We start from the raw sequence: 26,376 nt of genomic DNA, 5'->3' as shown, positions 1-26,376 counted from the left end.
CTTTTGTTAACAGAAGTTTTCTTAAACCTAATATAGTAGATATTGTTTACGGAACATGTTTAAAAAATGAAGGGAAACGAAAAAGAGATATGCCATGATTCCATCAAAAACCACGATGTTATCGGTATAGAGGATTTGCAAGTATCGAAAACATTTGCTTCCAGCCAATTATGTTCTTGTTGTGGATATCAAAACAAAGACGTTAAAAATCTCAACCTACGTAAATGGGACTGCCCTTCTTGTCGTACACACCATGATAGGGATAGTAACGCAAGTATCAATCTAAAAAATGAAGCGATAAAGCTTCTAACCGCAAGGACTGCGGAGATAGCCTAATCAATTAGAGTTCGTTAGAACTCTTTACTTAGGAATCCCCCTCTTCTAAACGAAGGGAAAGTGGGGGTAGTTCAACATAGGAGTGAGATATGTTTCAGGATAAATTAAAATAATTTTCTGTCTATTTGAGTCACTTCGTTATGTTATTTCCCTTATTCTCTCTTTCTACGAGAGTTTTTACAGACAGGATAGTTTTCTAACTACTCCCAAAATCCATTTAAAAATCCCGAGCACTATTAACATTTAGCGGTCGATTGGGATAAAACTATCCCAATTGCAGATACTTGGGATATGTTCAGTGGTAGAAGCGTGCTCATAATTTAAAGTAGCATATAATATAGTTAAAGGCGGATATAACATAAAAAAGGCTTAGCTTCTATTAGGAGAGCTAAGCCTTTTATTAATTAACAGACTAATATATTATACATCGATTTTTTCAATAGTAGGCATAATAGCGATTGGTGGAATCGAGAATGTCCATCCCGCTGAAAATACATTTAATTTATCGCCCACTAAATAATTATCACTATTAGAGGTAGGAACTCTTAAAATTTTATTTTGAGTAACTAATTCCCACCAATCATTTTGATAAGAAAGAGCTTCTTTCTTTGTAGCAGTATTAGCAATAATTAAATAATTATCGTCTGTCGCAATCACGTATCCGGTGAAAGGAACTTGTACTCGCACTTGTTCTTTCTTAACGGAAGTAGTTTTCGTAGAATTGTCGTTTAAATCTGCAAAAGCAGGTGCGGAACTAAAAGTAAATCCGCATCCTAATGTTAGAGCAGTTGCCACAGTAATTAGTTTTTGTTTTGTTGTAAACATAATAAATATCCCCTTTGTAATTTATTTATTCTGTACATAACATATTCTAGGGAATAAAACCTTTAGTGTCTACATGTTGTAGATTGATAAATACTTTCCGGAAAATTCCTTTAAATCTAATGTATATAAATAATAATTTGAACTGTACAACGAGTAAGATAATGAAAAATCAAGATAGATAAAAGCAGGAAATATCCTACAACCATCATGCGGTAGGTTCATGAATATTACAATTTGATTTATCAAATTTGAAAGAGGGAAAATAAGCATGTACATATATCTTGGAAATTAGATGAAACGGATATCAACGTTAAGAGAGATTGGTGTTACCTGTAGAGCGCACTTTGGATATCCAACTTCGAAAAAGGCGAAATCATCAGGATGCTTGTGATTTTATGAAAAGACTTGTAAAACGTTTGGAGAACCAATGGTTCTCACAACAGACAAAGTTCCAGCGTTACTTTGCGCATTTAACAAATTAAAAGAATACGGTTTTCTCAAAAATACCATCAAATTTGAAAAACATTCACAATGTAGTAACACGACAAATCGTATTCTTTGATGAAATAAACATGATTAGTTATAATAAATTTGAGAAAAAGTTATTTGAATAGTGAGAAAAATATTTTATTGATTTTTATTTCATCGTTTTCATAAAGGAGGGAAAGCAGAATATTTCGTTTATTATAGCGGTCTGGTTTTAGAATGGTATAATCTCACATAAAGAATTTCAAATATAGAATAGTGCTATTTTAACATGTATGAGTTACATTCCGTGTTGGTCCTAATTGAGCAAAGGTAGGATTAGGTTAATTCTTAAAAAACGTTCAAAATATGATAACCATATGCAGAATGATACCTAATACGTGTTACTTTGAGGAATATATCACCATGGAATAGTATACGTATTCATACAATGATGAGAAAAACACGTTGAAGAGGCGATAATTGATAACGCTTGTACTCTCTTGATACATGCGAAAAATTATAGAATAAAGACAACCATACGGTGTACTTTTAAATGTCTGAATTATCTTATCGAATAGCAACATAGGGACGCATTCGTTTTATTCTATAAAAAAGATGTTGAGATAGGAGCGTCAACATAATGTATACAATTAGAGATATAAGTGTGAAAACAGGTCTTTCTAAAGCGACCTTACGTTATTATGAAAAAGAAGGGCTACTCCCTTTCGTGAAGCGCGATTGTCATGGAAGTCGCCTCTATAATGATGAAAATGTGGAATGGATAAAGTATATCTTAGTATTACGTTCAATAGGTATGTCAATTATCCAAATTAAGAAATATGTAGAATTATATCAGCAAGGAAATCATACAATTCATGAACGCAAACAACTCATATTAAGTCATAAAAAGCATGTAGAAGATGAAATAATGGAAAGATACAGCTATTTTCAAAAGATTAATTATCAATTAATTCTATATGATGTATTGGAAACGCTAGTACAAAAACAATAGATGAACAATAAAAATTCCAGAAATCGCTCATCTCTATTTCTGGAATTTTTATTTTCATTATAGACACACTATTTTAGATTCAACTTGAGTATGATGTATTAAGTGGAAAGTTCCTACATATTCATATAGGTCTTGATAAACAGCATAATGGAACTTACTGTTTTTTTGTGTGTTCCGACAGTAACAGCGGATAATTTATGTATTCGAGACTTAGGTTATTTTCATTTGAAAGATCTATAACATATACACGTTAAAATGATATTAAAAATATATAGACAACAGAGAAGTCTTAATTGGTTTCTCTGTTGTCTATATATAGTCTGTATTATTTCAATACTTTTATACAAAAAATACGTACTAAATAATATTCCCCCTTCACCATATATCCGTGAACCTTTTTATAATTTCAACTTAGATACAGTTCATAAATCTCGCCTTTTGTAACGAAGACTCAACTTTACCTCACCCCTACATAAAACTCACTAGCTGTAATATAGAATGTTTCGCCCTTACTATTGTATACTTTATATTGTATCGAACCATTTACACTTACCTTCGCATCAATTATAAACCCTTCACCTGCGTTTAAGGTACCAGCGACATCTTTAACTTGTCAAGGTGGGTTATTATATACCCACTGGTCTCCACCAAGATTTAGCCAAACGTCTTTTTCTCCCCCCACTTGATATGCTTCTGCTTTATTCAATTGACGAACACCCGAATAATTGGTAACCGATCCTTTACGGAGATTCACATGGTATCCTAAAACATATGCAATTCCTTCAACATTTGAAGTCGATTCGCCAGACTTGGAAGGCTTGTTCGTAACAGAAACATTAGTATACTCACGTTGTCCCCCTGCTCGGAATTGACCATAACTTTTTAGATAAGGAAGCGGATCTCCATGGTCTGTACCGTCCGAATTTTTACGGATATCATGATTGAACGCAATTTGAAGTGAACATTACATATTTAAAATGTATTTAAGAAAAATTTTAATATACTTTAAATTTTGAAACAACTAAAATTTTTGTCTTGAAATAATATGAAAATCCCTTTACCTAAATGTCGAGGTTTTATATTTAAAATTTCCTCATCTTGAATTTCCCTCTTTTTTTAAACAACCTTTTCTTTTGTAACGATTGCCCCTCTCTTCCTACCAATAGGAAATTTTTTTAGGGATATTAGAGGTTTATAAGAAAACAGTATTGAAAATAAAATTACATTTCGATAAAAAGCTGATTTTTGCATATATCCTGTGACAGTATTCTTATATAACAAAAATCATACATAAGTACTAAATTATTACTAGTTCTCTTCGAAGAAACACTATGGTAATAGGATAATGTAAAGTTTTTAATCCCTTTTTGAAGATTTTCCTAAACCGTAATTAAAGTCGCTTTATGTAAAGTGGGAGTAGTTCAATCATAAACATAACTTTCTTTTGTAAGATGAATACTTTCTCAACGAATAACAGAATGAATTTTCAGTGTTTTTAGGTATGATAAAATAAAAAATCCATTAATGGCAATGGATTTTTCTTAAATTGAAAACAAGTACATCTTACTCTCCATTCATTTAGTATATATGAGTTCTGCTTAGAATTCTATGTAAAAAGCACACCTTTGTACCTACTTACATTTTTCGTGATATAAACAATCTGGCACATATATACAGGTCCTTCTTCTTACATCTATGCTTTTTTCACCAATGTTCACAAAGCGTGTTTACGGTGCCGATGTGAATAATTCTAGCTGGCGTTACCTATTTGTATGAAAGATGGAGTCAGAATAGATAAAGAATAACTACGCGTTTCCCCAATCGCATTTTTTGCTACCACATGATACATATAAGATTGCTTTGGCATGATATTTAAATCTGTAATGGTATTTGTCGTGAAAGTCTGGATTTTTTGATTATTTTTATACAAAGCGTATTCAGTTGCATTTTTCGCTGAAATATTGAATTTAATTCCAAAAGAACTTATATCCGTAGTTGTCATTTGCACACCAAATGGCGGATATTGTTTTTGAATGGGCTTAATCACATACGCAACACTATTTGACATATCTAATAATGTCTGATAATGCATATATGCATATCCTTGCTTTCCAAATTTTGTACCCCAGCTATTTCTTACAATAAACCATTTGTTTGTTTCATCATACCCCACAACAACAAGAGCATGTCCCCCTCTTGATTTCTTTTCTGTAACAGGTGGGACAATTCCTGAGGTAGGAGTTGCATCAAAATTTGGATATACATTTATCCCTACTAAAACAGGATCCTGATTAGCTAATGCCTGTTTTATATCAGCAATCAAATTATCTTGACGTATAGCTTGATAGGAACTAATTTTATACGGTACTGCATTTTTTTGTTGTACAGCGGTAAGAGGTTCTTTAAACTGGTTTGTATTTTCTGGATTCAAATCATATAAACGTTCTGTTTCAGGTGGCACGCCTTTTTGCTTTAAAATTTGAAACGCGGAATTGAAATACATACCATCTTTAGGTCCATTCGGATAATAAATATAAGAGGGAGATAGGTATGTAATGTTTGATCCTCGTGCGCCTGTATCTTTCGCAATATAGTATTCTCTTAAAGCTGTTATAGCGAATGGGACACAAGTCGCAAATTTCCCTTGACTCCGTACCTCAGGAAAATATTCACGTAAATCAATTTGACTCGGAAAAATGTTTGGATTTGGAATTCCCTGTTGTTTTTGTTTGGATGCTTCTTGTTTTGTAAGATAAGAAGTAGACGGTGTATATTCTGGTATATTTTCACTCACTTTATTATCCTTTAAACCAAGACCATATGTAGAAAAATCATTGGATTGAAATGGTTTCTCAGTTTCAGCATTTACAGTCGGGCCAAATAAAAATCCAATAATCCCCACTAAGGTAATCATAAAAAGGGTAGACGCATTATACTTCATTGTATTCTCCTTTCCAATTTTATTATATTTGTACAAATTGAAACTTTGTTTGTACACTAAACATATACCAAATTATATACATTGACTAGATTATATAGGTTGATAAATGTTGTTGAAGTTCCTGTTCGTAAAGGTACATCTTTTTAAACGATTATATAATTTCAAATTAATAAAGAATTCTTTTAGACTATTTTTATGTTTGCGCAGTTATCCATAATAGGTATTATGTAGATTTTATCGATACCTAAATATCCCTACCTTGTAGGAGGAAAAGTGTTTCAAGAGTTTTTTAGTTTATATGAACGAGGGTTCGTTGTATTTCTGCTCTTCAGTTGATGGACATTGAGCACGGCAACGCTTCCTTCTTTTTGGAACCATTCAAAAAACAACTAAGATTCAAAGAATCAATTGAATCCTAGCTGTTTTTAATCTTTGTTAATACATATATAATTTCGAATGATTTTATTTTAACAAACTTGAATTATAATTAGGGGCTAGTACAATGTTTGTGTATGTTCCTACACCTGAAAGATACTTGTATTTATGTTTGAAACCGGATGGAATAAAAACAGATACAGGACTTTCAATGATTTGTACGTCTCCTTCGATTTCCACTTCACATATAAGCCCTGTTCCATCTGTGTTATTACCCCAAAACACAAAAGCACTATCACAATGATGTGCATGATAATCCACATGACCGTCCAAATTTTCGTCCATATGTTGATTAAAAAATATACGTTGTATTACATAAAATGAAGCACGCTCATCTGTTCTATAATCCATTTGTACCCATCGTTTTCCTGGACCATCCCTATGATGCAACAGTTCAGATGCCCCTTTCGCAAATGGTTTACTAACGCGTAAATACTTTGAAAGGCGAGGGCCTTTTCGTTCTACTTGTTTTTGTTGCATATTCCTCACTCTTCCTATCATTTCAGGCTGAATTCCTTCATATGCTAAAACATTATGATCCACAGCTTTTACGTGATAAGGGGCAGTATGTGTAAAAATATTTTTCCCGATGATAGGTCTCCAATGATCGACTTTACAACCTGTAGCCAATTGAAGAGATTGTGTTAATTCTGGAATCATTTTTAATTGAAAGTATTGATTATATTTTTGTGATAACAGAACAGATAAATTTAGTACATCAACAATCCCAGCCCGTTCACCTATCCCGCATAAAGTTGCATCAATGACAGATGCCCCAGCATCAATAGCCGCAAGTGCATTCGCTAGTGCTAACCCTAAATCATTATGTAGGTGCACTTCGATTTCACAGGTGAATGTTTCAACCGCTTGTTTGACTATTGTTGCACACTTATTAGGTTCCCAAATTCCCACTGTATCTGCTAAACTAATTCGATTTGCTCCAGCTTGATATGCAATTTTTCCAAGGTAAGAAATATCTTCCCAAGTAGTTCTGGAAGCATCTTCAATTGTGAATCGGATTTTCATCCCTAAGTAACGAGCTTCTTCAATCGCTTGTTGCACTTGATTGATCACATAATCTTTTGATCGATTTGTATACTTGGTTTGTAAAGAAATCGAATTAATAGATGCCCAAATCCCTACCCAATCCGCTCCGGCTCGATATGCAGCATGAACTTCTTCTTTTTTCGCTCGAGCATGCATTAAAATATCAGCTTGTTTTGCAGCAGCCGCTACTTCTCGGCAAACCTCTTCTTCTTCACGAGAAATTCCAGGATGTCCAACTTCAATTAACCGAATGCCATAATCCTCAAGCATATGAACCAGCGTAATTTTATCTTTCTTTGAAAAACGAACACCACATTGTTGTTCCCCTTCTCGTAAAGTAGCATCTAAGATTGTTATATCCCTGTTCATCCTTGTTTTCCTTCCTTCATTTCCATAAAATTCAATACTTCTTTAAATAGAATATCATGATTTTTTTCATATACTGCCCAGTGTGTTGCATCAGGAATCACAACTTCCTTTTTGTGTTTGGTCCCAGTTAATTTTGATAGCATATCTCTATCGGCAAATAAATCATCTTCTCCATAAATAACTAGTACAGGAGAAGTAATTTGAGAAGCATCATATAAAGGACGGTTATTCCAAATAGAATATAAATCTTCAAGAGGCCCCATTGGTCGACGAATGATGTCATTATTTTTCTCGCTAATTGGATCTGAGTGAAGAAATACTTCTTTTACAGAATCCATAGATTCATTTGTAACAATTTTTTTTCGCCCATCATCATATGCCAGTGATGCATCCCTTTATCAAAGTCTACAGTTTGATAAGAGGGAGCATGAGGATTGAATTCCCCTTGCTGTAACGGATTGTCAAAGGGTTCTGTCATCATTGGAAGCGTAAATCCATGCATGTATCCATATAAAACAAGTGTATTAACATCATTAGAATGTGATATTGTATAATTTCCAGCTACCACTCCCCCGTATGACCAGCCGACAAGATGAATTTTTTTTACATTCCTTTTACTTTTAATCCAATCCACAACCGTTTCTAAATCTTTTGTTGCATTATTTAAATGAACGACTGGTTTATTTAGGTTAGGCGCTTCTGACATTTCTTTTGGTCTTGAAGATTGTCCAAATCCTCTAAAATCCATTGCCCACGTATCATATCCTTTTTTTGCATACTCATCCATCCACGAATATTTTGAAACATCAAAAGCTTCTGCAGTAGGAACACTAAATGGTTCTAAAAACAAAATGATTTCATCTGATGTATATTGCTTTTTTATATTTACACTTTTATGAAGTGTAAATAATGTTTCGTCTCCTTGTGGGATTTTATATTCTTCTTTTATTATTTTAGAAGTTTTTGTCCCCTCTGGAACTTCTGGATGATTTGAACAGCTAGACAGTAAAATAATGAAAAAAACACCCATTAAACTAATAGATTTCCAACTTATTTTCATTTTTGAAATCCCTTTCATTTCATAAAGATGATGGCTATGATTCCAGCTGCAATAATTATTCCCGCCGGTAACCCCTTTGTAAACAATACAGCCATCAGAGTACCTATTAAAACACCTAATAATATAGTTGGGTTCATAGGTAGTACCCCTACTCCTTTTCCTCCTATAAACGACACGATAAACCCCACTGAAATCGAGCCCCATCCAATTGGAGAAGTCATTAACTTCATTATGTTATCGCTTGAAATCTTCCCTGATGTGATGGGAACTAAAAGAAATAACATGAAAAAGAAAATTCCAATTGGAAAAGTATATTGCTGAATAGCATACAAGATAGCTTTTTGTCCCATAACCAATAACACGCCTAATAAACTCGCTGCAACAGCTAGTGCATAATCTTTAACAACCAAAGCAAGTATAAAAATAATTCCTAACAATATAAAAGAAATCATATATTTTACCTCTTCTATAAAATTGTATAATCCCAACTGCCGTTTTCGGGTTCGCATACCTGTACCATATTTGGATGTGAAAGGTTAATCTGTATAAGATTTGGACTGATAATAGGTTGTAAATCTTCTCGATTTACAATAAACTTAAATGCTTCAAAGCTTGCTAAAATTCCTATAATGTTTGCAACAGGAGATAGTACAGCCCATGGTCGATCTTTATTTACATAGCTATTCGCCCACTGTTCATCTGCGCCATGTTTGATAGAATACAGAGCACGTCCATCTTTTAAACTATGAATTCTATTTTGCATTTCAGGTGTTAGTTCTTGCTGGTAAGATGGATACCCTAATGCAATTTCATAAGGTACAGATTCAGGAGTTAATGACATGACTCCACCTCTAAAGGGAGGTGTAACGGCAATCCAAATAGAAGGAATCTCTAAAGTCTGAGCCATACGGTGAATAATAACCCTTGCTACTAAATTATCAGTTGCATCTATAATTATATCTGTATTTGCTAACAGATTTTTTGCGTTATCTTCTGTAACAAACTCTTGTGTTATTTTTACCTGTAGTAAGGGATTAATGTCTTTTAAGGTTTCTAGAGCCACAAGTGCCTTTGGCTTCCCTAACTTACTTATAGAACTAAGCATTTGTCGATTAATATTACTCGCTTCAAAAACATCTTGATCAATTACATGTAGATTTCCTATGCCCATTCGTGCCAACTGAATAAGAGTAATCCCCCCTACTCCTCCAGCACCAACTACAGTTACACGAGCATTCTTTAATTTTTTCTGTTCTTCTATAGAAATTACACCAATATTTCGTGTAAAGCTGTCTTCATATATATTTTTCGTATTTGAATTTTCAGTAAACAATTTTACTTCCCCCCTATAATGTTGCATAATCCCAACCGTTTTCTGGTGCATCTTTTATCTGGACAGGAGTGAGACTATCTACATCTATAACAATGCCCTTTGGTGCTCTAGCCAAAGGTTCACGACCAGTTAACACTTGTATCGCTTCATGAAAGCTAAATAAAGATAAAAGATGTGCTCGCATAGGGGTAATTATCCAACCTACTTTTCCCTCACAAAAATCTTTTGCCCACTCTTCAGGCGCTCCCTTATCAACCGAATACCATGCTCTTTTTTTCTTAATATCAGTAATTTGCTGCCTTAACTTTGAATCTGTTAATATGGATCCTACAACAGAAATATTCAATGCCTTTTCATATGGAATCCCAGTTGGAAAGAATGTAGAAACGAAACCTCTTGTAGGGGGACTCCCTGACATACCTATACTTGGTATCCCTAATTCTCTAGCTTTTCTATGTATAATGAACCTAGAGGGCATATCATCCACAGCTTCTACTACAATATCATGCTCCTTCATTAATTCCACCACGTTGTCTTCATCTACTTTTGTTTGTATAAAGTTTGTTGAGATATAAGGATAAATATCTTTTACAACTTGTTCAGCAACTTTTGCTTTTGGTTTTCCTATCACACTAGAAAGCGCTAACATTTGTCTGTTTATATTTGATATTTCAAATTCATCTGGATCGACGCCTGTAATATGCCCAATCCCCATTCTAGAAAAAAGGATGGCTTCATACCCTCCTACGCCCCCTAGGCCAAAGATAATTACTCTTTTATTCTTAAGACATTCTTGTTCAGCTTTTGAATAGACACCAATGTTTTTTTTAACCATTTCCCAATAATAAGTATCCATATCCATTGAAAAACCTCCTGTGATGTAATATTTATAAAAAAACTGTCCATATAAAATCATCAACACATATAACAATAAATTTAAAATATGTTAATTTTGTGAGTTTTTTGTAAAAATAATTAAAATTTTTAAGTTATTTATCTTTTGTTAACAGAAGTTTTCTTAAACCTAATATAGTAGATATTGTTTACGGAACAAGTTTAAAAAATGAAGGGAAACGAAAAAGAGATATGGTTAGGATTCGTTTAATGTTATAAGCAAGTCTCTGAATCAGTGAGGTTGTCAATCGACATATAGAGGATTATAGAAAAATGGGTAGTGTAGGGACTATTACCATTCGTGAAGGTAAAGGTGGGAAGCTGGATGTTTGTAGACATTTTATTGATAGCACAGCCTTTTACTTCCCCCTCATAAGAAAAAAATGACCAGACAAGCAATGGATTAACAGGTGAGACCACTTTTAGAACAAGTTTCAACAAAAGATGGACTGACGCATAGTCTTAGACATACATAAATGCTATAAATATCGCTAAAAAGTGTAGTTTACTAGCAGATAAAGATATATTTAATATTATTCTTGAGACCACTTCAGCTATTTTACGTAAAAATAGGCATGAATACGAGCATAACAGCACTTTGATGAAAAATCCAATTGGCTAATTTACACGAACATTTAAAAAGATGGTCTATGATTACATCGATAACTTAAAAGAAAAACATATTATTGCACAGCATAGGGGAAATATACTCACTAGTAGTTTGGGTGGCTTTATACAATTTTTTGAGACGGAGATATGCGTATGAGGGAAACAATTAATTTGCGTATATATATCGCATAATTTTTAAATATAAATATCCATTTTATCTTTCATGATTGACGAAATCCTTTAAATACGAACCTGTCAAAAAATAACATTTTATCAATATAATATACTTCTTCTGATTTTATTGCATAATTATTCGTTTGTAAAATCAACAATTCGTATAATTAACCATCTAAATCGTTGATACCATATATCCAGAATACAGAAGAGTATCACTTTATCATTTTAGGCAATTCATCTCCCACCTACTCACTTCGCGTTCCTTGAGGAAGGAGTTTTCTTGGCTAAAATAATAAAATAGAAATAAAAATTCCAGAAATAGAGATGAGCGATTTCTGGAATTTTTATTGTTCATCTATTGTTTTTGTACTAGCGTTTCCAATACATCATATAGAATTAATTGATAATTAATCTTTTGAAAATAGCTGTATCTTTCCATTATTTCATCTTCTACATGCTTTTTATGACTTAATATGAGTTGTTTGCGTTCATGAATTGTATGATTTCCTTGCTGATATAATTCTACATATTTCTTAATTTGGATAATTGACATACCTATTGAACGTAATACTAAGATATACTTTATCCATTCCACATTTTCATCATTATAGAGGCGACTTCCATGACAATCGCGCTTCACGAAAGGGAGTAGCCCTTCTTTTTCATAATAACGTAAGGTCGCTTTAGAAAGACCTGTTTTCACACTTATATCTCTAATTGTATACATTATGTTGACGCTCCTATCTCAACATCTTTTTTATAGAATAAAACGAATGCGTCCCTATGTTGCTATTCGATAAGATAATTCAGACATTTAAAAGTACACCGTATGGTTGTCTTTATTCTATAATTTTTCGCATGTATCAAGAGAGTACAAGCGTTATCAATTATCGCCTCTTCAACGTGTTTTTCTCATCATTGTATGAATACGTATACTATTCCATGGTGATATATTCCTCAAAGTAACACGTATTAGGTATCATTCTGCATATGGTTATCATATTTTGAACGTTTTTTAAGAATTAACCTAATCCTACCTTTGCTCAATTAGGACCAACACGGAATGTAACTCATACATGTTAAAATAGCACTATTCTATATTTGAAATTCTTTATGTGAGATTATACCATTCTAAAACCAGACCGCTATAATAAACGAAATATTCTGCTTTCCCTCCTTTATGAAAACGATGAAATAAAAATCAATAAAATATTTTTCTCACTATTCAAATAACTTTTTCTCAAATTTATTATAACTAATCATGTTTATTTCATCAAAGAATACGATTTGTCGTGTTACTACATTGTGAATGTTTTTCAAATTTGATGGTATTTTTGAGAAAACCGTATTCTTTTAATTTGTTAAATGCGCAAAGTAACGCTGGAACTTTGTCTGTTGTGAGAACCATTGGTTCTCCAAACGTTTTACAAGTCTTTTCATAAAATCACAAGCATCCTGATGATTTCGCCTTTTTCGAAGTTGGATATCCAAAGTGCGCTCTACAGGTAACACCAATCTCTCTTAACGTTGATATCCGTTTCATCTAATTTCCAAGATATATGTACATGCTTATTTTCCCTCTTTCAAATTTGATAAATCAAATTGTAATATTCATGAACCTACCGCATGATGGTTGTAGGATATTTCCTGCTTTTATCTATCTTGATTTTTCATTATCTTACTCGTTGTACAGTTCAAATTATTATTTATATACATTAGATTTAAAGGAATTTTCCGGAAAGTATTTATCAATCTACAACATGTAGACACTAAAGGTTTTATTCCCTAGAATATGTTATGTACAGAATAAATAAATTACAAAGGGGATATTTATTATGTTTACAACAAAACAAAAACTAATTACTGTGGCAACTGCTCTAACATTAGGATGCGGATTTACTTTTAGTTCCGCACCTGCTTTTGCAGATTTAAACGACAATTCTACGAAAACTACTTCCGTTAAGAAAGAACAAGTGCGAGTACAAGTTCCTTTCACCGGATACGTGATTGCGACAGACGATAATTATTTAATTATTGCTAATACTGCTACAAAGGAAGAAGCTCTTTCTTATCAAAATGATTGGTGGGAATTAGTTACTCAAAATAAAATTTTAAGAGTTCCTACCTCTAATAGTGATAATTATTTAGTGGGCGATAAATTAAATGTATTTTCAGCGGGATGGACATTCTCGATTCCACCAATCGCTATTATGCCTACTATTGAAAAAATCGATGTATAATATATTAGTCTGTTAATTAATAAAAGGCTTAGCTCTCCTAATAGAAGCTAAGCCTTTTTTATGTTATATCCACGCTTCTACCACTGAACATATACCGAGTATGACTATCTAGTACAATGCCCACTTCATTAAACTCTTTTACATGTTGAGATTTCGTTTCTGTAGAGCTGTAATCCACTGTCTTAAATAAAAACTCTCCTCTTGAAACATATCTCACACTTATGATAAATAGCGTACGTACGCTATACCCAGATTTTTTTACATTAAAAAATTTATAACAAGACAAGTACCGGAGACTGTAACATCAAAGGAATTGAAACAATTCAGGATACATATAAACAGAGATGAAACCTTCAAAGAGATTTCATCTTTTCAACGTACAATGAACTTAATTAATTACTCGCTACTGCCTAAACATTGTCGCTCATTTACCAATCTTGTTATGCTTTTTTCAAATTTGCAGCAGGATCAAAGTTACCAATCCACTATATACTCCCTCTGAAAAATTCATATGCTACGTTTAGTCTTTATTTTCATCTATCTTTAACATTTCATATACTAAAGAGTCTACTTCATTACTAATATCAAGAACCTTTTCATGTGTTAAACCATATTGTTTTACAAGTAATATTAATTCTTGTTGTTTTTGTATAATTTGATCTAACTTTTGATAAGTAAGCATAGTTGATATTCACTCCTAAGTTTTCTGGCTAATAGTTAATAAGATTAATGTAATCAATGCATTAGTTCTATTGATTATATACCAGCAATTTATATTCTTAGTTGCAAACTTTAAATTAGTCAAACTCTTTTATAGTGAAATTCGTGTTATTTACCAATTAAATTATATTTGTAATAAACTATTGCTGATCTTATTTGATTAATATTAGGATTTCTGTTTTTAAAATTAATTTGTTTGTTCTTTAAAGCCCTAATATCGTTTGAGATTTGTGTTTTTCCATTGAGGAAAAAGACTTGCTTAATTATATATCTTTTGTTTATTGCATTCAAACATGAAGCTAATAGTGATTATCATACATGCTCATTGACTTAAGAGCCCAAAATATAAAAAACGTTATCACTTCTAATAATTTGGCTTATTTAGAAAGGGGGACGTTTTTGGTGTTGAATATTCTCAACTTGATGAGCACATATATAGTAACCGTGTGCATATGATTAAAAAAGAACAGAGTGATTTACTGAATCAGTCTATTCAAAATCAAAAAAATGCATACCTCAATAATTTGGATTAACACTATAAAGAACGATTTCAATAGAAGTCTTCATTGATCATTAGAATATATCCTTTATTTGCACTAGAACCTATATTTTTTCACCTTACAAATTCATACTATTTTATAGAATTTTTATTATTAGCTTTTTTATATTCATTACGAGATCGATATTGCTGGGGTGCTCTTGCTGGATAGCGTCCGGGAAAACTGAACATATGTATCAGTTGTGTAAAAGGAATGATCATAAACAAGAAAAAAGAAAGAATAACATGGATTTTAAAAATTAATGGTACCGTTAACATTAAATCGTACCGAGGGTGAAGTGTAAATAAACTTCTGAACCATGGACCGATTGATGTACGATATTCATAAGCTACAACAGTTGTGTTATAAATTAGTGTCATATATGTTCCTAATCCAGCAATAATTATTAACATTACAATCACAAAATAGTCTCCGGATGTTGTATGTACACGGACTTTTGAAAATGCTATTTTACGAATTATCATAACAAACAAGCCAAATAAAACCATAAGTCCAGCAAATCCACCACCTATAATGGCAAAAAAATGATATTTATGATCTGCAACGCCTAATGCATCATATACACCTTTCGGAATTAAGACTCCCATTACATGTCCAACCAAAGCAAAAAAAATTCCAAAGTGGAAACTGACTGAACCGAACCTTAACCACTTTTTTTCAAAAATTTCTGTTGATGGTGCATACCAGGACATCCTTCGAAATACAAAACGATAAATAGAACCTAATACAAGAATTGTGCCTGAAATATAAGGGAAAATAACCCACCAAAAGTTCTCTTCCATATCTGACCTCCTTAGTAAATCATAAACTTACTTTCGTTCATTTTATCGCGCTATTTACGGGCCGTAAGGCTCCCATATCAAGAGTTAGAGCGAAAAAGAGAAGAGAGGTAAGGAATAACTGCCCGCAAAAATTCAATTATTGAAGGCTGATTATCAACGAGGATGAAGAATTCCCCACTGATAAAAATTACATCTTATTGATATATCATAGGATACGGTAACGGTTCCAAATCGGCTTCTTCGCGCTGATTTTCTAACAAAGTAATCTCTTCTAATTTTGGTACCTCGAAGACAAACTCCATCAAAATCTCCATCACTTTATGATATGGATTGCTACTAGGAAGATGGTTTATGATTCGATAAATTGCGTAAGATAATCGGCTCTTAAGCCGAATAATATTTTCACTCTCTGGTGCTACCGCTAAAAGCTCTAATAGCATCGGAATATAGTCAGCTAACTCTTTACCAACATTTTCGTATCCAGCTTCACAAATCATTTTCTGTAATTTAATTAGTGCAGCACCACGTTTACGGCTGTCTCCTAATTCGTGGGAAGTTAAATAAAGACTGGTTTTTTCTTGGTAATCAAACGTTTCAACGTAAAGTTCCTGAAGATCTTTAAACGGCATTTTAAAAAGAGGTTTTAGTCTCCTGAGAATTTGTTTTTGTACTTCCAATATTGAAACCTGATTTTTCAGGTACTCTTCGATACTTGAATATTTCTCATAAAAGGTCTTATCCGGATAGTCAAAAACTCTAGACATTATAACTAGAATGGCTGATACTTCATTCGTCATTGATTTTCACCTCTTTCAAATGGATAAGTTGTCATTCCTTCTGATGGTGCTAAACTCTCGATACTACATGATCCCTGTTTATAAGGTAGATCCTCATCCATTTCGCGCATTGCTGTTGGAATAACAAAACGTTCATTATATTTCGAAACGGCAAGTAATCTAGCCATATCTTCTAGTTCCTCTACTGTAGTACCAGCTTCTTCTAACAACTTACTTTTTTTCATCGCATCAATACCACCTACTGTTTGTGAACGCATATGAACACGCATAGCTGACATTTTTAATAATACTCTGCGAATTACATCAGTATCATCTGCCGACAACAACGAAGCTAAATACTCCATTGGAATCCTCATTTGATCAACTGTTGGAATATATCCATCTGCACTGAGCTCACTCTCATTTGTAATATGATTCATAATCGGGCTTAGAGGCGGTACGTACCATACCATTGGTAAAGTTCTATATTCCGGATGAAGTGGCAAAGCAATTTTCCACTTCATTGCCATTTTATATACTGGAGATTGCTGCGCGCTTTCAATCCAGCTTTGATTGATACCAGCTTCTTCTGTTTTTTCAATAACTTCAGGATCAAATGGGTCTAAAAATACTGAGAGTTGTGATTCATATAGGTCTGTGGGATTTTCAACAGACGCAGCGTCTTTCACCTTATCTGTATCATATAAAACAACGCCGATATAACGAATACGGCCGACGCATGTTTCAGAACAAACTGTGGGTAGCCCTGCTTCAGTTCTTGGATAACAAAAATTACATTTTTCGGCTTTATGTGTATTCCAATTATAATATACCTTATGGTAAGGACACCCATTCATACAAAAACGCCAGCCACGACATGAATCTTGGTCAACAAGAACAATGCCGTCCTCCTCTCTTTTATACAAAGCTCCTGTAGGACAGGATGCCACGCAAGATGGATTGAGACAATGTTCACAAATTCTTGGCAAATACATCATAAATGTTTTTTCATATTCCATCGAAATATGTTCCTGAAGCTTTTTTACATTTGGATCCATCGGGACAATTGCGCTACCACCCGCAAGATCATCATCCCAATTTGGCCCCCATTCTGGTTTATCAATATATTTACCAGTAATTAGTGATTTGGGACGGGCAACAGGCAAGATCTCTTTCTTTGGACTTTGATGAAGATGCTCAAAATCATATGTCCATGGTTCATAAAAATCAGTAATTTCGGCCATATTTGGATTGTAAAAAATGTTAGCCAATTTTGAAATAGGTCCCCCTGCTTTTAAATGCAGCTTTCCATTTTTTAATATCCAACCACCTTTGTAATGATTCGTATTTTCCCACTCTTTTGGGTAACCAGGTCCTGGACGTGTTTCGACATTGTTATACCATACGTATTCCATACCTGGTCGATTTGTCCAGGTATTTTTACACGTTACAGAACAAGTATGACAGCCAATACATTTATCAAGGTGCATAACCATCGCAACTTGCGCTTTAATTTTCAAGCCAATCGACCTCCTTTAGTGGTCGGATAATTGTCATCGTGTCCCTCTGACTTCCAGTTGGTCCGTAGTAATTAAATCCATAACTTAGTTGTGAATACCCTCCAATCATGTGTGTCGCCTTTGGATAAATTCTCGTGACACTGTTATGTGTCCCCCCACGTTTTTTATTAATCGTACTTCCTGGTACTCCCATCGTTCGATCCTGTGCATGATACATATAAGCTGCACCTTGAGGCATACGGTATGTTAGGACAGCTCTAGCAACAACAACGCCATTACGATTGTACACTTCAATCCAATCATTATCCTTAATACCAACTGACGCTGCATCCTTTTCGTTAAGCCATACAGTCTGCCATCCTCGGAATAATTGCGTCATGTTAGTTGTATCAGTAAACATCGTATGAATTCCCCACTTTTGATGGGGGGTCAAATAGCGAAGGACTAGTGATTTCTCGGTATTTTTCACTTCCTTTTCACCTTTAATAAAAGGGCCCTTTGAAATAGGTGGTAGATATAAAGGAAGTCCTTCGCCAAAATCTAACATTACTTCATGATCAAGATAAAAGCTTTGTCTGCCTGTTAGTGTATGCCATGGTATATGAAACTCTTTATTTACCGTAAACGGAGAGTAACGGCGGTTATCATTCTCCAAACCACTCCAAACTGGTGTTGATATTGCCTGACGCGGTTGAACTGTTAAAGCATCCAACGTATAATCCTCTTCTTCCCGTCCTGCGGAAATATGTTCTAATGACTTTCCTGTCTTTTCCTCCATTGATTTCCATCCCTCAACAGCACGTTTACCATTTGTTGCGCCAGACATGAGAAGAATCGCATTAATTGCTTGTTTGTCTGAATGCAAATCCGGCTTACCTTTTCCAATCCCTTCACGCCTCGATATTCCCAGACGGTCAAGTAATTCTTTGTAGACTTTCTCTCCTGGTATTCGAACCCCCTTCGTTCCATAACCGCTTTTGATATTCGGTCCAACAGTTGTCCACATATCAAATAGATTTGGATAATCACGTTTTATGATATTGAAGTTTGGCATCGTTTTACCTGGAATTCCATCCACTTCCCCTTTTCGCCAATCTTTGACTTTTCCAAAGGGCTGTGCAATTTCATTAATCGTATCGTGTGCGAGTGGTGACATAACAAGGTCTTCCTGTGCAGGAAGATGCTCTTTTGCAAGTTCAGAAAAGTATTTGGCAATTTCTCGGAAGCAGTCCCAATCACTTTTTGTATCCCACGGGGGGGAAATAGCTGCATTGAATGGGTGAACAAACGGGTGTAAATCAGTACTACTAATATCATATTTTTCATACCAGGTAGCTGCGGGTAGGATAATATCTGAGAAAAGACCGGAACCAGTCATACGAAAATCCATACAAACAAATAAGTCTGTTTTGCCTTCAGGTGGTTTTTCAGTAATATTGACATCCTCAGGTTGCCACGACAGTTCCACATCTGAAAGCACCGAATCATCGGAACCAATTAAATGCTTCACAAAGTACTCATGACCTTTTCCACTGTCTCCTAAAAGGTTTGAACGCCAGTTAAAAAAGATGCGTGGAAAATTCCGTGGATCATTTGGATTTTCAATAGCCCAATCTAAAGTTCCATCTGTAAGCTGTTTTGCTATATCTTTTATAAGTTCGTTGTCATTACTATTACGTGCACGAGCGTCTTTCATGACGTCTAATGAATTTTGTGAAAACTGTGGAAAGCTTGGTAACCAACCTAAACGTGCAGATAGGACATTAAAGTCAGCAGGGTGTTTATTCGTGTATTTACTTCCCCACTCTGTTTCTTCCTCGTTTTTCTCATATTCATAGCGGAATTGCTCCGTAACAAAATAAAAAAACGATGTGCCATTCATAAAGCGTGGAGATTTTACCCAATCATTCGCAAATGCAATTTGAGAGAAGCCTTCTAAAGGGCGTACCTTTTCTTGTCCAACATAATGAGCCCAGCCTCCACCATTTACACCCTGAGAACCGGTTAGTAAAACGAGATTTAAAATGGCGCGATAAATTTGATCACTATGAAACCAATGGTTCGTGCCACCACCCATAGCAATCATTGATTTACCATTCGTACGGGCAGAATTATCAGCAAATTCTCTGGCAACTTGGATAACATGAGATTTATTCACACCTGTTATGCTTTCCTGCCAAGCGGGTGTGTAAGGTTTATTTGAATCATTATAATCTGAAGGATAATCGCCCTTTAATCCTCTATTGATACCAGTATGTGCTAGCATCAAATCATAAACAGTCGTAATTGTTAAATCGTTACCATATTTATCCTTTATATGTTTAACTGGAACACCACGTTCAACAATTCCACCCTCTTTTTCTGCAAAATGAGGAAATTCTACCATAGCAATTTCCTCAGCTTCGTTAAGAAAACTTAGTTTTGGATTAATTTCAATTCCATCTTCATTCTTTAAATCAAGATTCCATTTGTTACCTTTATCCCAACGTGAGCCTTGACTGCCATTCGGAACAGAAAAACCATTCGTATTATCATCCCACACAACTGTTTTCCACTCACCCAATTCATGTTGATTAGAAAAATCAGATGCTCTCAAGAAACGATCTGAACGATAACTATCATTTTTTTTATTCAATATGACTAAATAAGGTAAATCAGTATATTGCTTTGCATAATTTATAAAATAAGGTGTTTCGTTATCAACATAAAATTCTTTTAATATGACATGTGTCATGGCCATTGCAAGTGCACCATCAGTTCCTGCCTTTGCTGGTAGCCATATATCAGCAAACTTTTCATATTCTGCGTAGTCCGGACTAACCCCTACTACTTTCGTTCCGTTGTATCTTGATTCAACCATAAAGTGTGCATCTGGTGTCCTAGTTTGTGGAATATTCGTTCCCCATATAATGAAATACTTGGAGTTATACCAATCACCGCTTTCAGGGACATCCGTTTGATCTCCCCATACTTGCGGGGAAGCGGGAGGTAAATCAGCATACCAATCATAGAAACTGAGGATTGTACCTCCGATTAATGAAAGAAATCTCGTACCACCAGCATAGCTAACCATTGACATAGCTGGTATTGGACTAAAACCAACAATTCGATCAGGACCATATTTTTTGATTGTGTAAATAGTAGAAGCGGCGATCATTTCACAAAGATCTTTCCAAGATCCGCGGACAAATCCACCTTTTCCTCGTGCTTTAACATATTGTTCACGCTTTTTAGGATTGGAGACAATATTTTCCCAGGCTTGAATTGGATTATCCGTATGTGCTAATTCATTTTTCCATAATGTATAAAGATCTCCGCGTACATAAGGATATTTCACACGAGTTGGGCTATATGTATACCATGAAAAGCTCGCACCACGAGGACATCCTCTCGGCTCATAATCAGGGAAATCATCGCCTGTTGACGGATAATCAGTTTGTTGAGTTTCCCATGCGATAATCCCGTCTTTCACATGAATTTTCCAGCTACAAGATCCCGTACAATTTACGCCATGTGTTGAACGCACTACTTTATCATGCTGCCATCGTCTACGGTATACGTCTTCCCACTCACGTGGACGAGGACTTTCTTCTGTCCAACCGTCATTAATTCGATTACCACGCTTTAAATGCTTAAGTGATTGTAGAAAGTTATTTTTCTTCTTTTTCATCTATGTGTCCCTTTCCTTTCAGGTTATCACCCATTGGATTAAAATCTTCTCCCAAAAGTCGAAATGAGTCTTTACCAGCTTGCAATTCTTCTAGAAACACATTCCAATTCATAGCATTTGCAGCAGCTAAAATAAGACGCTGTAAGGAATTCATATCATTGATATCATAAATTTTTTCTATAATTTCTCCGGATATCTCTCCAAATCTCATACGTAACACAGCAATCAAATCCTCACGGTCATCAATCAACATCGCATCCGCTTCAAATGAAAACATTGATTTTCCAGCTCCTTCTACAGTTTGATCATTTTATAATAATCTTGCATTAACTGCGTCTTGCATTGCATTGCTGTTTCCTCAAAAAAATGAATAACTTCTTCATCCGGGTGCATCACTTGCTCAAAGTCTACAAATGTTGTTGCTACATGTGAAAAAGATTGAGAAAGTTTTAATATGACTTCATAACCATTTTCTTTTTTTAGTATTGTTCCTTGAATGTCATAAGGATGAATATGATACTTTTTAAATACTCCAAGCATCTGTTTGTATAATGTTGGGAGCTCAAAACGTAATAATCTTTCTTCTACTTTTTTATTTTCATTCATGCCAATCTTCACCCTAACTCGCCTTATTTCCCTTCTTGCTCATTCACTATTGGATAGGAGATTATTCATCTCATCTTCATTATGTATTTCATCAATGATAATAAGACTATCTATTAACATAATTATTCGTTCATCCGGCTCTTTTGTTTGCAATCTTTCTTTCATTCCTTCCACAATACGGCGCATAAGATCATGGTCACGAGTAAGTTGAATGACGGTTTTCTCCATTTCTTGGTTTTCCTTGACGATCTCCTTATATAATCCTTCTTCCTCAGACTCCGCATGTTTTAATGTCCTTGATTCCCAATGTTCAATTATTATTTCAGCAATCTGAACTGCCTTTTCCTTTTGATTTTTATGTAAATATTTGCAAAAAAATTCTCTTAATTCCCTTGCTTCATTAAGTGCCGCTTCATGAATAGATGAATGTGCATCACGCTTTTTTAAACTAGGTCCTGACAATTGCTTCACTACCTCTCTAATTATTAAGAATAGCTAGTCATACACAAAGTAATTAATAAATCCTGAATAACATTTTACAAGTTTATCCACATGTGTTTTTTCGTATACTTGTTTATTCTGTTCTGGTTAAACAATAAATATAAAAAATACGTAAAGAACTTAAAATAAACATAAGTTCTTTACGTATACAAGTCACTTTCTCTTTTCTGTTAAATCACTAAATAAGCCCACATAGTATTTTACTTCTCGAGCTTCATTTTGGATTGCGCTAATGGTAAGCCACTCTGAATAAATTTCATTATTTTTTCTTTTATTCATAATTTCTCCTTGCCAATATCCAGTAGCGCGAATGTTTTCCCACATTTTATGATAAAAATTCTCATCATGTAATCCTGACTTCAAAATATTAGTTTTTTTTCCGATAATCTCATTATTTTGGTATCCTGTTAATTTCGTAAAAGCGGGATTTACTTTTGTAATAATTCCTTTTGTATCGGTAACCATTAATCCTTGTCCGACACTTTCAATAATTTTTGTTTCTAAGCTCAATCTTTCAAGATAATACAGCCAAACAATAATAACAAAACTTGCAAGTGAAAATTGTGCTAATGCCATGAAACCTATTGCATAATGCCCTGTAATATTAAAAACCAATGATAATATCAATGGTGGGAAAAAACCGCCTATTCCTCCCGTAGCTGATACAATTCCGTTAGCAATTCCTATTTGCTTTGAAAAATAATATGGAACAAGCTTAAAGATTGCACCATTTCCAATTCCAGCACAGAATGCAACAATTAAACATCCTGTTGTATACAATATAATTGTTGGTGAAAAAGATAACATTACACCAGAAAATGTTAATCCACCAAAAACAAACAATAAAATAAGTAATGGATTAAACTTATCTCCTAGTAAACCTCCTATTGGTCGCAAAAAAGTTGCAATTGTAATAAAAATAGCTGTACGTATTCCAGCATCTACGGGAGTCAATTGAAAATTTGAAACTAAAAAATTTGGGAGATAGACAGTAAATGCAACAAATGAACCAAATGTAATAAAGTAAAAAAAGCTTAAAAACCAAAGTTTTTCATTTCGGTAGACAGCTTTAATTTGTTTTCTTAAAGAATTGTTATCTCTAGGCTCCAGTGGATCACCAAGAAAAAAATTTAAAATAACAACAATAAGAAGGGGTATTATAAAAAGCCTTACGGTTGTAACCCATCCAATTGAGTTTGCTAATAATGGAGCTGCAAATGAAGTAATTGCAGTTCCAATATTTCCAGCACCATAAATTCCATTTATAAACCCATGCCTTTCTTTTGGATAATATTTTGGAAGTGACGTTACACCTATAGAAAAAGTTGCTCCACCAATTCCAAGTACTAATCCACCAATGACTAAATCGACAATCGAATTAGCTATACTAATATAAAAAACTGGGAAGAGTAATATCAAAAAACTAATAACAAAATTGAGTCTTGCCCCAAAACGGTTTGTCCAATACCCTAATAAGACCCTCATCAATGAACCTAATATCACAGGGATTGCTGTAATTAATGCAATCTCATTATCAGATAACGCAATATCCTTTTTTATATTCGGCATTAAGGAAGAGATTAATACCCAAACCATAAATCCAACAATAAGACTAGAAGTCTGAAGGGATAATTGCCATTTTTGTTTATTCATTATAATTTTGCTCCTTCCAAAATCCTATTAATATGAATAATATTTAGTTTTTGACAACATCATGGATTTATACCTTAATTCATTCGATCTCCATACTCTATAAATAACATGAATTCTCGAGTGAAAAAATTGGTAATTTTCAAACAAAAAAGGAAATCACTTTGTTTAGAGTAATCTCCTTTTTATATATTTATATTTCGCAACAATCCTTTTAATAGTTATATATTTTTTACGATTTATAGTAAAATATTTCCGGATTTTTAAACCTAGTACTAATTATGAAGGAGTTGGATTTTACTTTCTTCATGTTTTTCAAAAATTAAAAAGACAGTAGCAAATTAAGAATTAAATATACGATATTTTAAAGTGAACGTATTAGTACATTTATATAATTTTAAGGTAAATAAAAGTGTATATAGGATGTAGGTGTATTTTGGTTTATCGTCCACCCCTTATAGCCCCAAGACCTTGGCTTATCTGAATTTGGATTGTCTTTATAAAATTTACCAATTTCAAATACATATAAATCATATTGGTTACCTCTAAAATTTACTTTTGCTTGGAATTTTGTACCTTGAAGATGATATTCATAATTAGATTGCGAAGTAAACATAATTACATTATACCGATTATTTGCAATAGAAAATGTTGAATCAGTGAGTTCTCTTGTAATATTCTGAAATACTGTATTTTGAAGTACATCATTAATTTTTGAAGTTATGCCTAATGCATCTGTATAAACGTCCATTTTTCATTTTTTTGTGGTCGGTGCTAGTGTATCGATATTTATTTGTTTGATAGTGTTATCATATGATGAAATCTGATGTATATTTTCACCTCCTATTCGCTCTTGAGCAGCTTGAGATTGCAGGGGAATGATACCAAGACTACCTCCTCCAATTACACTTGCTAATATCATTTTTTTTGACTTTTTCGAATTTAATCAACGTAATTCCTCCCTTTTTTATTATATTTTAAAGCTGAATCTAGTATATAAAAGTAGATATTTAATTACTACATCAATATTATTGAGAACCATTTTCACTTAGGTTCGTTTTGTCTATACATAATGATTCTTTACTTATATATATTTTCAATTTGAATCTTCCATTCTTGGGGTACAAAGTTTCCGTATACCATGAATCCGGAATTTATCACCGTTCACAATACGTACAATGACGCACCGGAGGAGATAGATATTATAAAGCGGAAGAAATACAGCTATCATTGTAGCCAGGCTAATGAAACAGTACAATATTCTAATTAGTAAAGTTCGTACACATCAATCATGGAGTGGAAAGTACTGTCCTCATCGTATGTTGGCAGAAGGACGTTGGAATAGCTTTATTGAAAGAGTGCAAAATACATATAACGGTGGAGGTAATCCTGTAACACCAGCACCTTAATCTTCAAATAATGAAAAAGATATTGCTTATATTGAGGAGAATAATATTAATCTTCGTAAAGGTCCAGGTACTGGATACGGAGTTATTCGTCAATTAGGGAAAGGTGAGTCCTACAAAGTATCGGGACAATTAAACGGCTGGTTAAACCTCGGAGGTGATCAGTGGGTGTAGTGACAATTACAGCAGATGTATTACGCGTTTGTACGGGACCAGGAACAAACTATGACATTGTGAAAAAGGTGTACCGCGGAGAACGATATCAATCTTGGAGGATTCAAAATGGCTGGTACAACGTTGGTGAAGATCAATGGGTTTCTGGGGAGTATGTGAGGTTTGGAGATGAGCTATATACTGTGTAACAGCAAGTGAAGTCTATGTTAGGGAGGGGGAAGTAGGAATGGAGATATTATGAGGTAAGATCATAATATCGTAAAAT

General features: G+C 33.9%; 19 protein-coding genes and 8 pseudogenes. 7 read left to right on the top strand and 20 right to left on the bottom strand.

Translation table 11 applies throughout. From position 1 onward, the window contains the following. Nucleotides 1-84: 84 nt before the first annotated feature. Nucleotides 85-336 (top strand): annotated as a pseudogene (locus tag I6L50_RS33530) (zinc ribbon domain-containing protein); the annotation flags it as partial. Between the two features lie 420 nt (nucleotides 337-756). Here I6L50_RS33530 and I6L50_RS33525 read toward each other — a convergent pair. Further along, a complete protein-coding gene (locus tag I6L50_RS33525; protein ID WP_219304295.1) occupies nucleotides 757-1,161 on the bottom strand; it encodes a YobA family protein in 405 nt (134 codons plus the stop codon). Nucleotides 1,162-1,353: 192 nt separating this feature from the next. On the opposite strand from I6L50_RS33525, the pseudogene I6L50_RS35435 reads away from it, so the two are divergent. From I6L50_RS35435 to I6L50_RS33515, 3 genes and pseudogenes are all read left to right on the top strand, one after another. Next, nucleotides 1,354-1,669 (top strand): annotated as a pseudogene (locus I6L50_RS35435) (DDE-type integrase/transposase/recombinase); the annotation flags it as partial. A 600-nt stretch (nucleotides 1,670-2,269) separates the two neighbouring features. Beyond that, complete coding sequence (locus I6L50_RS33520) at nucleotides 2,270-2,641, top strand: MerR family transcriptional regulator (protein ID WP_219304283.1); 372 nt, start codon at nucleotides 2,270-2,272, stop codon at nucleotides 2,639-2,641. 77 nt (nucleotides 2,642-2,718) lie between these two features. Then, nucleotides 2,719-2,878: pseudogene (locus tag I6L50_RS33515) on the top strand (IS4 family transposase); the annotation flags it as partial. 220 nt (nucleotides 2,879-3,098) lie between these two features. Here the strand turns inward: I6L50_RS33515 and I6L50_RS35430 are convergent. From I6L50_RS35430 to I6L50_RS35425, 9 genes and pseudogenes are all read right to left on the bottom strand, one after another. Next, a pseudogene (locus tag I6L50_RS35430) lies at nucleotides 3,099-3,578 on the bottom strand (N-acetylmuramoyl-L-alanine amidase); the annotation flags it as partial. Between the two features lie 813 nt (nucleotides 3,579-4,391). After that, a complete protein-coding gene (locus tag I6L50_RS33505; protein ID WP_219304293.1) occupies nucleotides 4,392-5,582 on the bottom strand; it encodes a C1 family peptidase in 1,191 nt (396 codons plus the stop codon). 462 nt (nucleotides 5,583-6,044) lie between these two features. Beyond that, a complete protein-coding gene (locus tag I6L50_RS33500) occupies nucleotides 6,045-7,433 on the bottom strand; it encodes a homocitrate synthase/isopropylmalate synthase family protein (protein ID WP_219304291.1) in 1,389 nt (462 codons plus the stop codon). After that, nucleotides 7,430-8,493: pseudogene (locus I6L50_RS33495) on the bottom strand (alpha/beta hydrolase). Before I6L50_RS33495 ends, I6L50_RS33500 begins: the two are co-directional and overlap by 4 nt. 14 nt (nucleotides 8,494-8,507) lie before the next feature. After that, entirely contained in the window at nucleotides 8,508-8,945 is a 438-nt protein-coding gene (locus tag I6L50_RS33490; protein WP_219304289.1) for a DUF441 family protein, read from the bottom strand. Nucleotides 8,946-8,959: 14 nt separating this feature from the next. Continuing rightward, nucleotides 8,960-9,853, bottom strand: a complete 894-nt coding sequence (locus I6L50_RS33485; protein ID WP_374108452.1) for a HesA/MoeB/ThiF family protein — start codon at nucleotides 9,851-9,853, stop codon at nucleotides 8,960-8,962. Beyond that, complete coding sequence (locus I6L50_RS33480) at nucleotides 9,840-10,688, bottom strand: HesA/MoeB/ThiF family protein (protein ID WP_219304285.1); 849 nt, start codon at nucleotides 10,686-10,688, stop codon at nucleotides 9,840-9,842. The genes I6L50_RS33485 and I6L50_RS33480 overlap by 14 nt, the downstream gene beginning before the upstream one ends. 1,173 nt (nucleotides 10,689-11,861) lie before the next feature. Then, complete coding sequence (locus I6L50_RS33475; RefSeq protein WP_219304283.1) at nucleotides 11,862-12,233, bottom strand: MerR family transcriptional regulator; 372 nt, start codon at nucleotides 12,231-12,233, stop codon at nucleotides 11,862-11,864. A 600-nt stretch (nucleotides 12,234-12,833) separates the two neighbouring features. Next, nucleotides 12,834-13,149: pseudogene (locus I6L50_RS35425) on the bottom strand (DDE-type integrase/transposase/recombinase); the annotation flags it as partial. Nucleotides 13,150-13,341: 192 nt separating this feature from the next. On the opposite strand from I6L50_RS35425, the gene I6L50_RS33470 reads away from it, so the two are divergent. Both I6L50_RS33470 and I6L50_RS36075 read left to right on the top strand, forming a co-directional pair. Beyond that, nucleotides 13,342-13,746, top strand: a complete 405-nt coding sequence (locus I6L50_RS33470) for a YobA family protein (protein WP_219304281.1) — start codon at nucleotides 13,342-13,344, stop codon at nucleotides 13,744-13,746. A gap of 303 nt (nucleotides 13,747-14,049) precedes the next feature. Continuing rightward, nucleotides 14,050-14,142 (top strand): annotated as a pseudogene (locus I6L50_RS36075) (IS6 family transposase); the annotation flags it as partial. A gap of 124 nt (nucleotides 14,143-14,266) precedes the next feature. On the opposite strand, the gene I6L50_RS33465 reads toward I6L50_RS36075, so the two are convergent. The 10 genes from I6L50_RS33465 to I6L50_RS33420 all read right to left on the bottom strand — a co-directional run bounded on the left by I6L50_RS33465 (nucleotide 14,267) and on the right by I6L50_RS33420 (nucleotide 25,282). After that, on the bottom strand, nucleotides 14,267-14,428 hold the full coding sequence (locus I6L50_RS33465; RefSeq protein ID WP_219304279.1) for a Spo0E family sporulation regulatory protein-aspartic acid phosphatase: 162 nt from the start codon (nucleotides 14,426-14,428) through the stop codon (nucleotides 14,267-14,269). A 669-nt stretch (nucleotides 14,429-15,097) separates the two neighbouring features. Beyond that, complete coding sequence (gene narI, locus I6L50_RS33460; protein ID WP_219304277.1) at nucleotides 15,098-15,808, bottom strand: respiratory nitrate reductase subunit gamma; 711 nt, start codon at nucleotides 15,806-15,808, stop codon at nucleotides 15,098-15,100. A 194-nt stretch (nucleotides 15,809-16,002) separates the two neighbouring features. Beyond that, nucleotides 16,003-16,605, bottom strand: a complete 603-nt coding sequence (gene narJ / locus I6L50_RS33455) for a nitrate reductase molybdenum cofactor assembly chaperone (RefSeq protein WP_219304275.1) — start codon at nucleotides 16,603-16,605, stop codon at nucleotides 16,003-16,005. Next, on the bottom strand, nucleotides 16,602-18,104 hold the full coding sequence (gene narH / locus I6L50_RS33450) for a nitrate reductase subunit beta (protein WP_219304273.1): 1,503 nt from the start codon (nucleotides 18,102-18,104) through the stop codon (nucleotides 16,602-16,604). The genes narJ and narH overlap by 4 nt, the downstream gene beginning before the upstream one ends. After that, on the bottom strand, nucleotides 18,094-21,774 hold the full coding sequence (locus I6L50_RS33445) for a nitrate reductase subunit alpha (RefSeq protein WP_219304271.1): 3,681 nt from the start codon (nucleotides 21,772-21,774) through the stop codon (nucleotides 18,094-18,096). The genes narH and I6L50_RS33445 overlap by 11 nt, the downstream gene beginning before the upstream one ends. After that, complete coding sequence (locus I6L50_RS33440; protein WP_219304269.1) at nucleotides 21,755-22,051, bottom strand: hypothetical protein; 297 nt, start codon at nucleotides 22,049-22,051, stop codon at nucleotides 21,755-21,757. Before I6L50_RS33440 ends, I6L50_RS33445 begins: the two co-directional genes overlap by 20 nt. A gap of 17 nt (nucleotides 22,052-22,068) precedes the next feature. Next, the gene (locus tag I6L50_RS33435; RefSeq protein WP_219304267.1) at nucleotides 22,069-22,380 is read right to left on the bottom strand and encodes a hypothetical protein; all 312 of its coding nucleotides are present in this window, start codon (nucleotides 22,378-22,380) and stop codon (nucleotides 22,069-22,071) included. 39 nt (nucleotides 22,381-22,419) lie between these two features. Beyond that, complete coding sequence (locus I6L50_RS33430; protein ID WP_257475484.1) at nucleotides 22,420-22,851, bottom strand: hypothetical protein; 432 nt, start codon at nucleotides 22,849-22,851, stop codon at nucleotides 22,420-22,422. 183 nt (nucleotides 22,852-23,034) lie between these two features. Beyond that, nucleotides 23,035-24,534 carry a nitrate/nitrite transporter gene (locus I6L50_RS33425; protein ID WP_219304263.1) on the bottom strand — a complete coding sequence of 500 codons (1,500 nt, stop codon included), beginning with the start codon at nucleotides 24,532-24,534 and terminating at the stop codon, nucleotides 23,035-23,037. Between the two features lie 394 nt (nucleotides 24,535-24,928). Beyond that, the gene (locus tag I6L50_RS33420; RefSeq protein WP_219304261.1) at nucleotides 24,929-25,282 is read right to left on the bottom strand and encodes a hypothetical protein; all 354 of its coding nucleotides are present in this window, start codon (nucleotides 25,280-25,282) and stop codon (nucleotides 24,929-24,931) included. A 390-nt stretch (nucleotides 25,283-25,672) separates the two neighbouring features. Here I6L50_RS33420 and I6L50_RS33415 point away from each other — a divergent pair. Beyond that, a pseudogene (locus tag I6L50_RS33415) lies at nucleotides 25,673-26,299 on the top strand (SH3 domain-containing protein). Nucleotides 26,300-26,376 lie beyond the last annotated feature (77 nt).

The organism is Bacillus sp. FDAARGOS_1420 (assembly GCF_019344915.1).
Lineage (GTDB): Bacteria > Bacillota > Bacilli > Bacillales > Bacillaceae_G > Bacillus_A > Bacillus_A mycoides.
The sequence above is the reverse complement of the archived record's forward strand: the minus strand, read 5'-3'. Positions and strand labels throughout refer to the sequence as shown.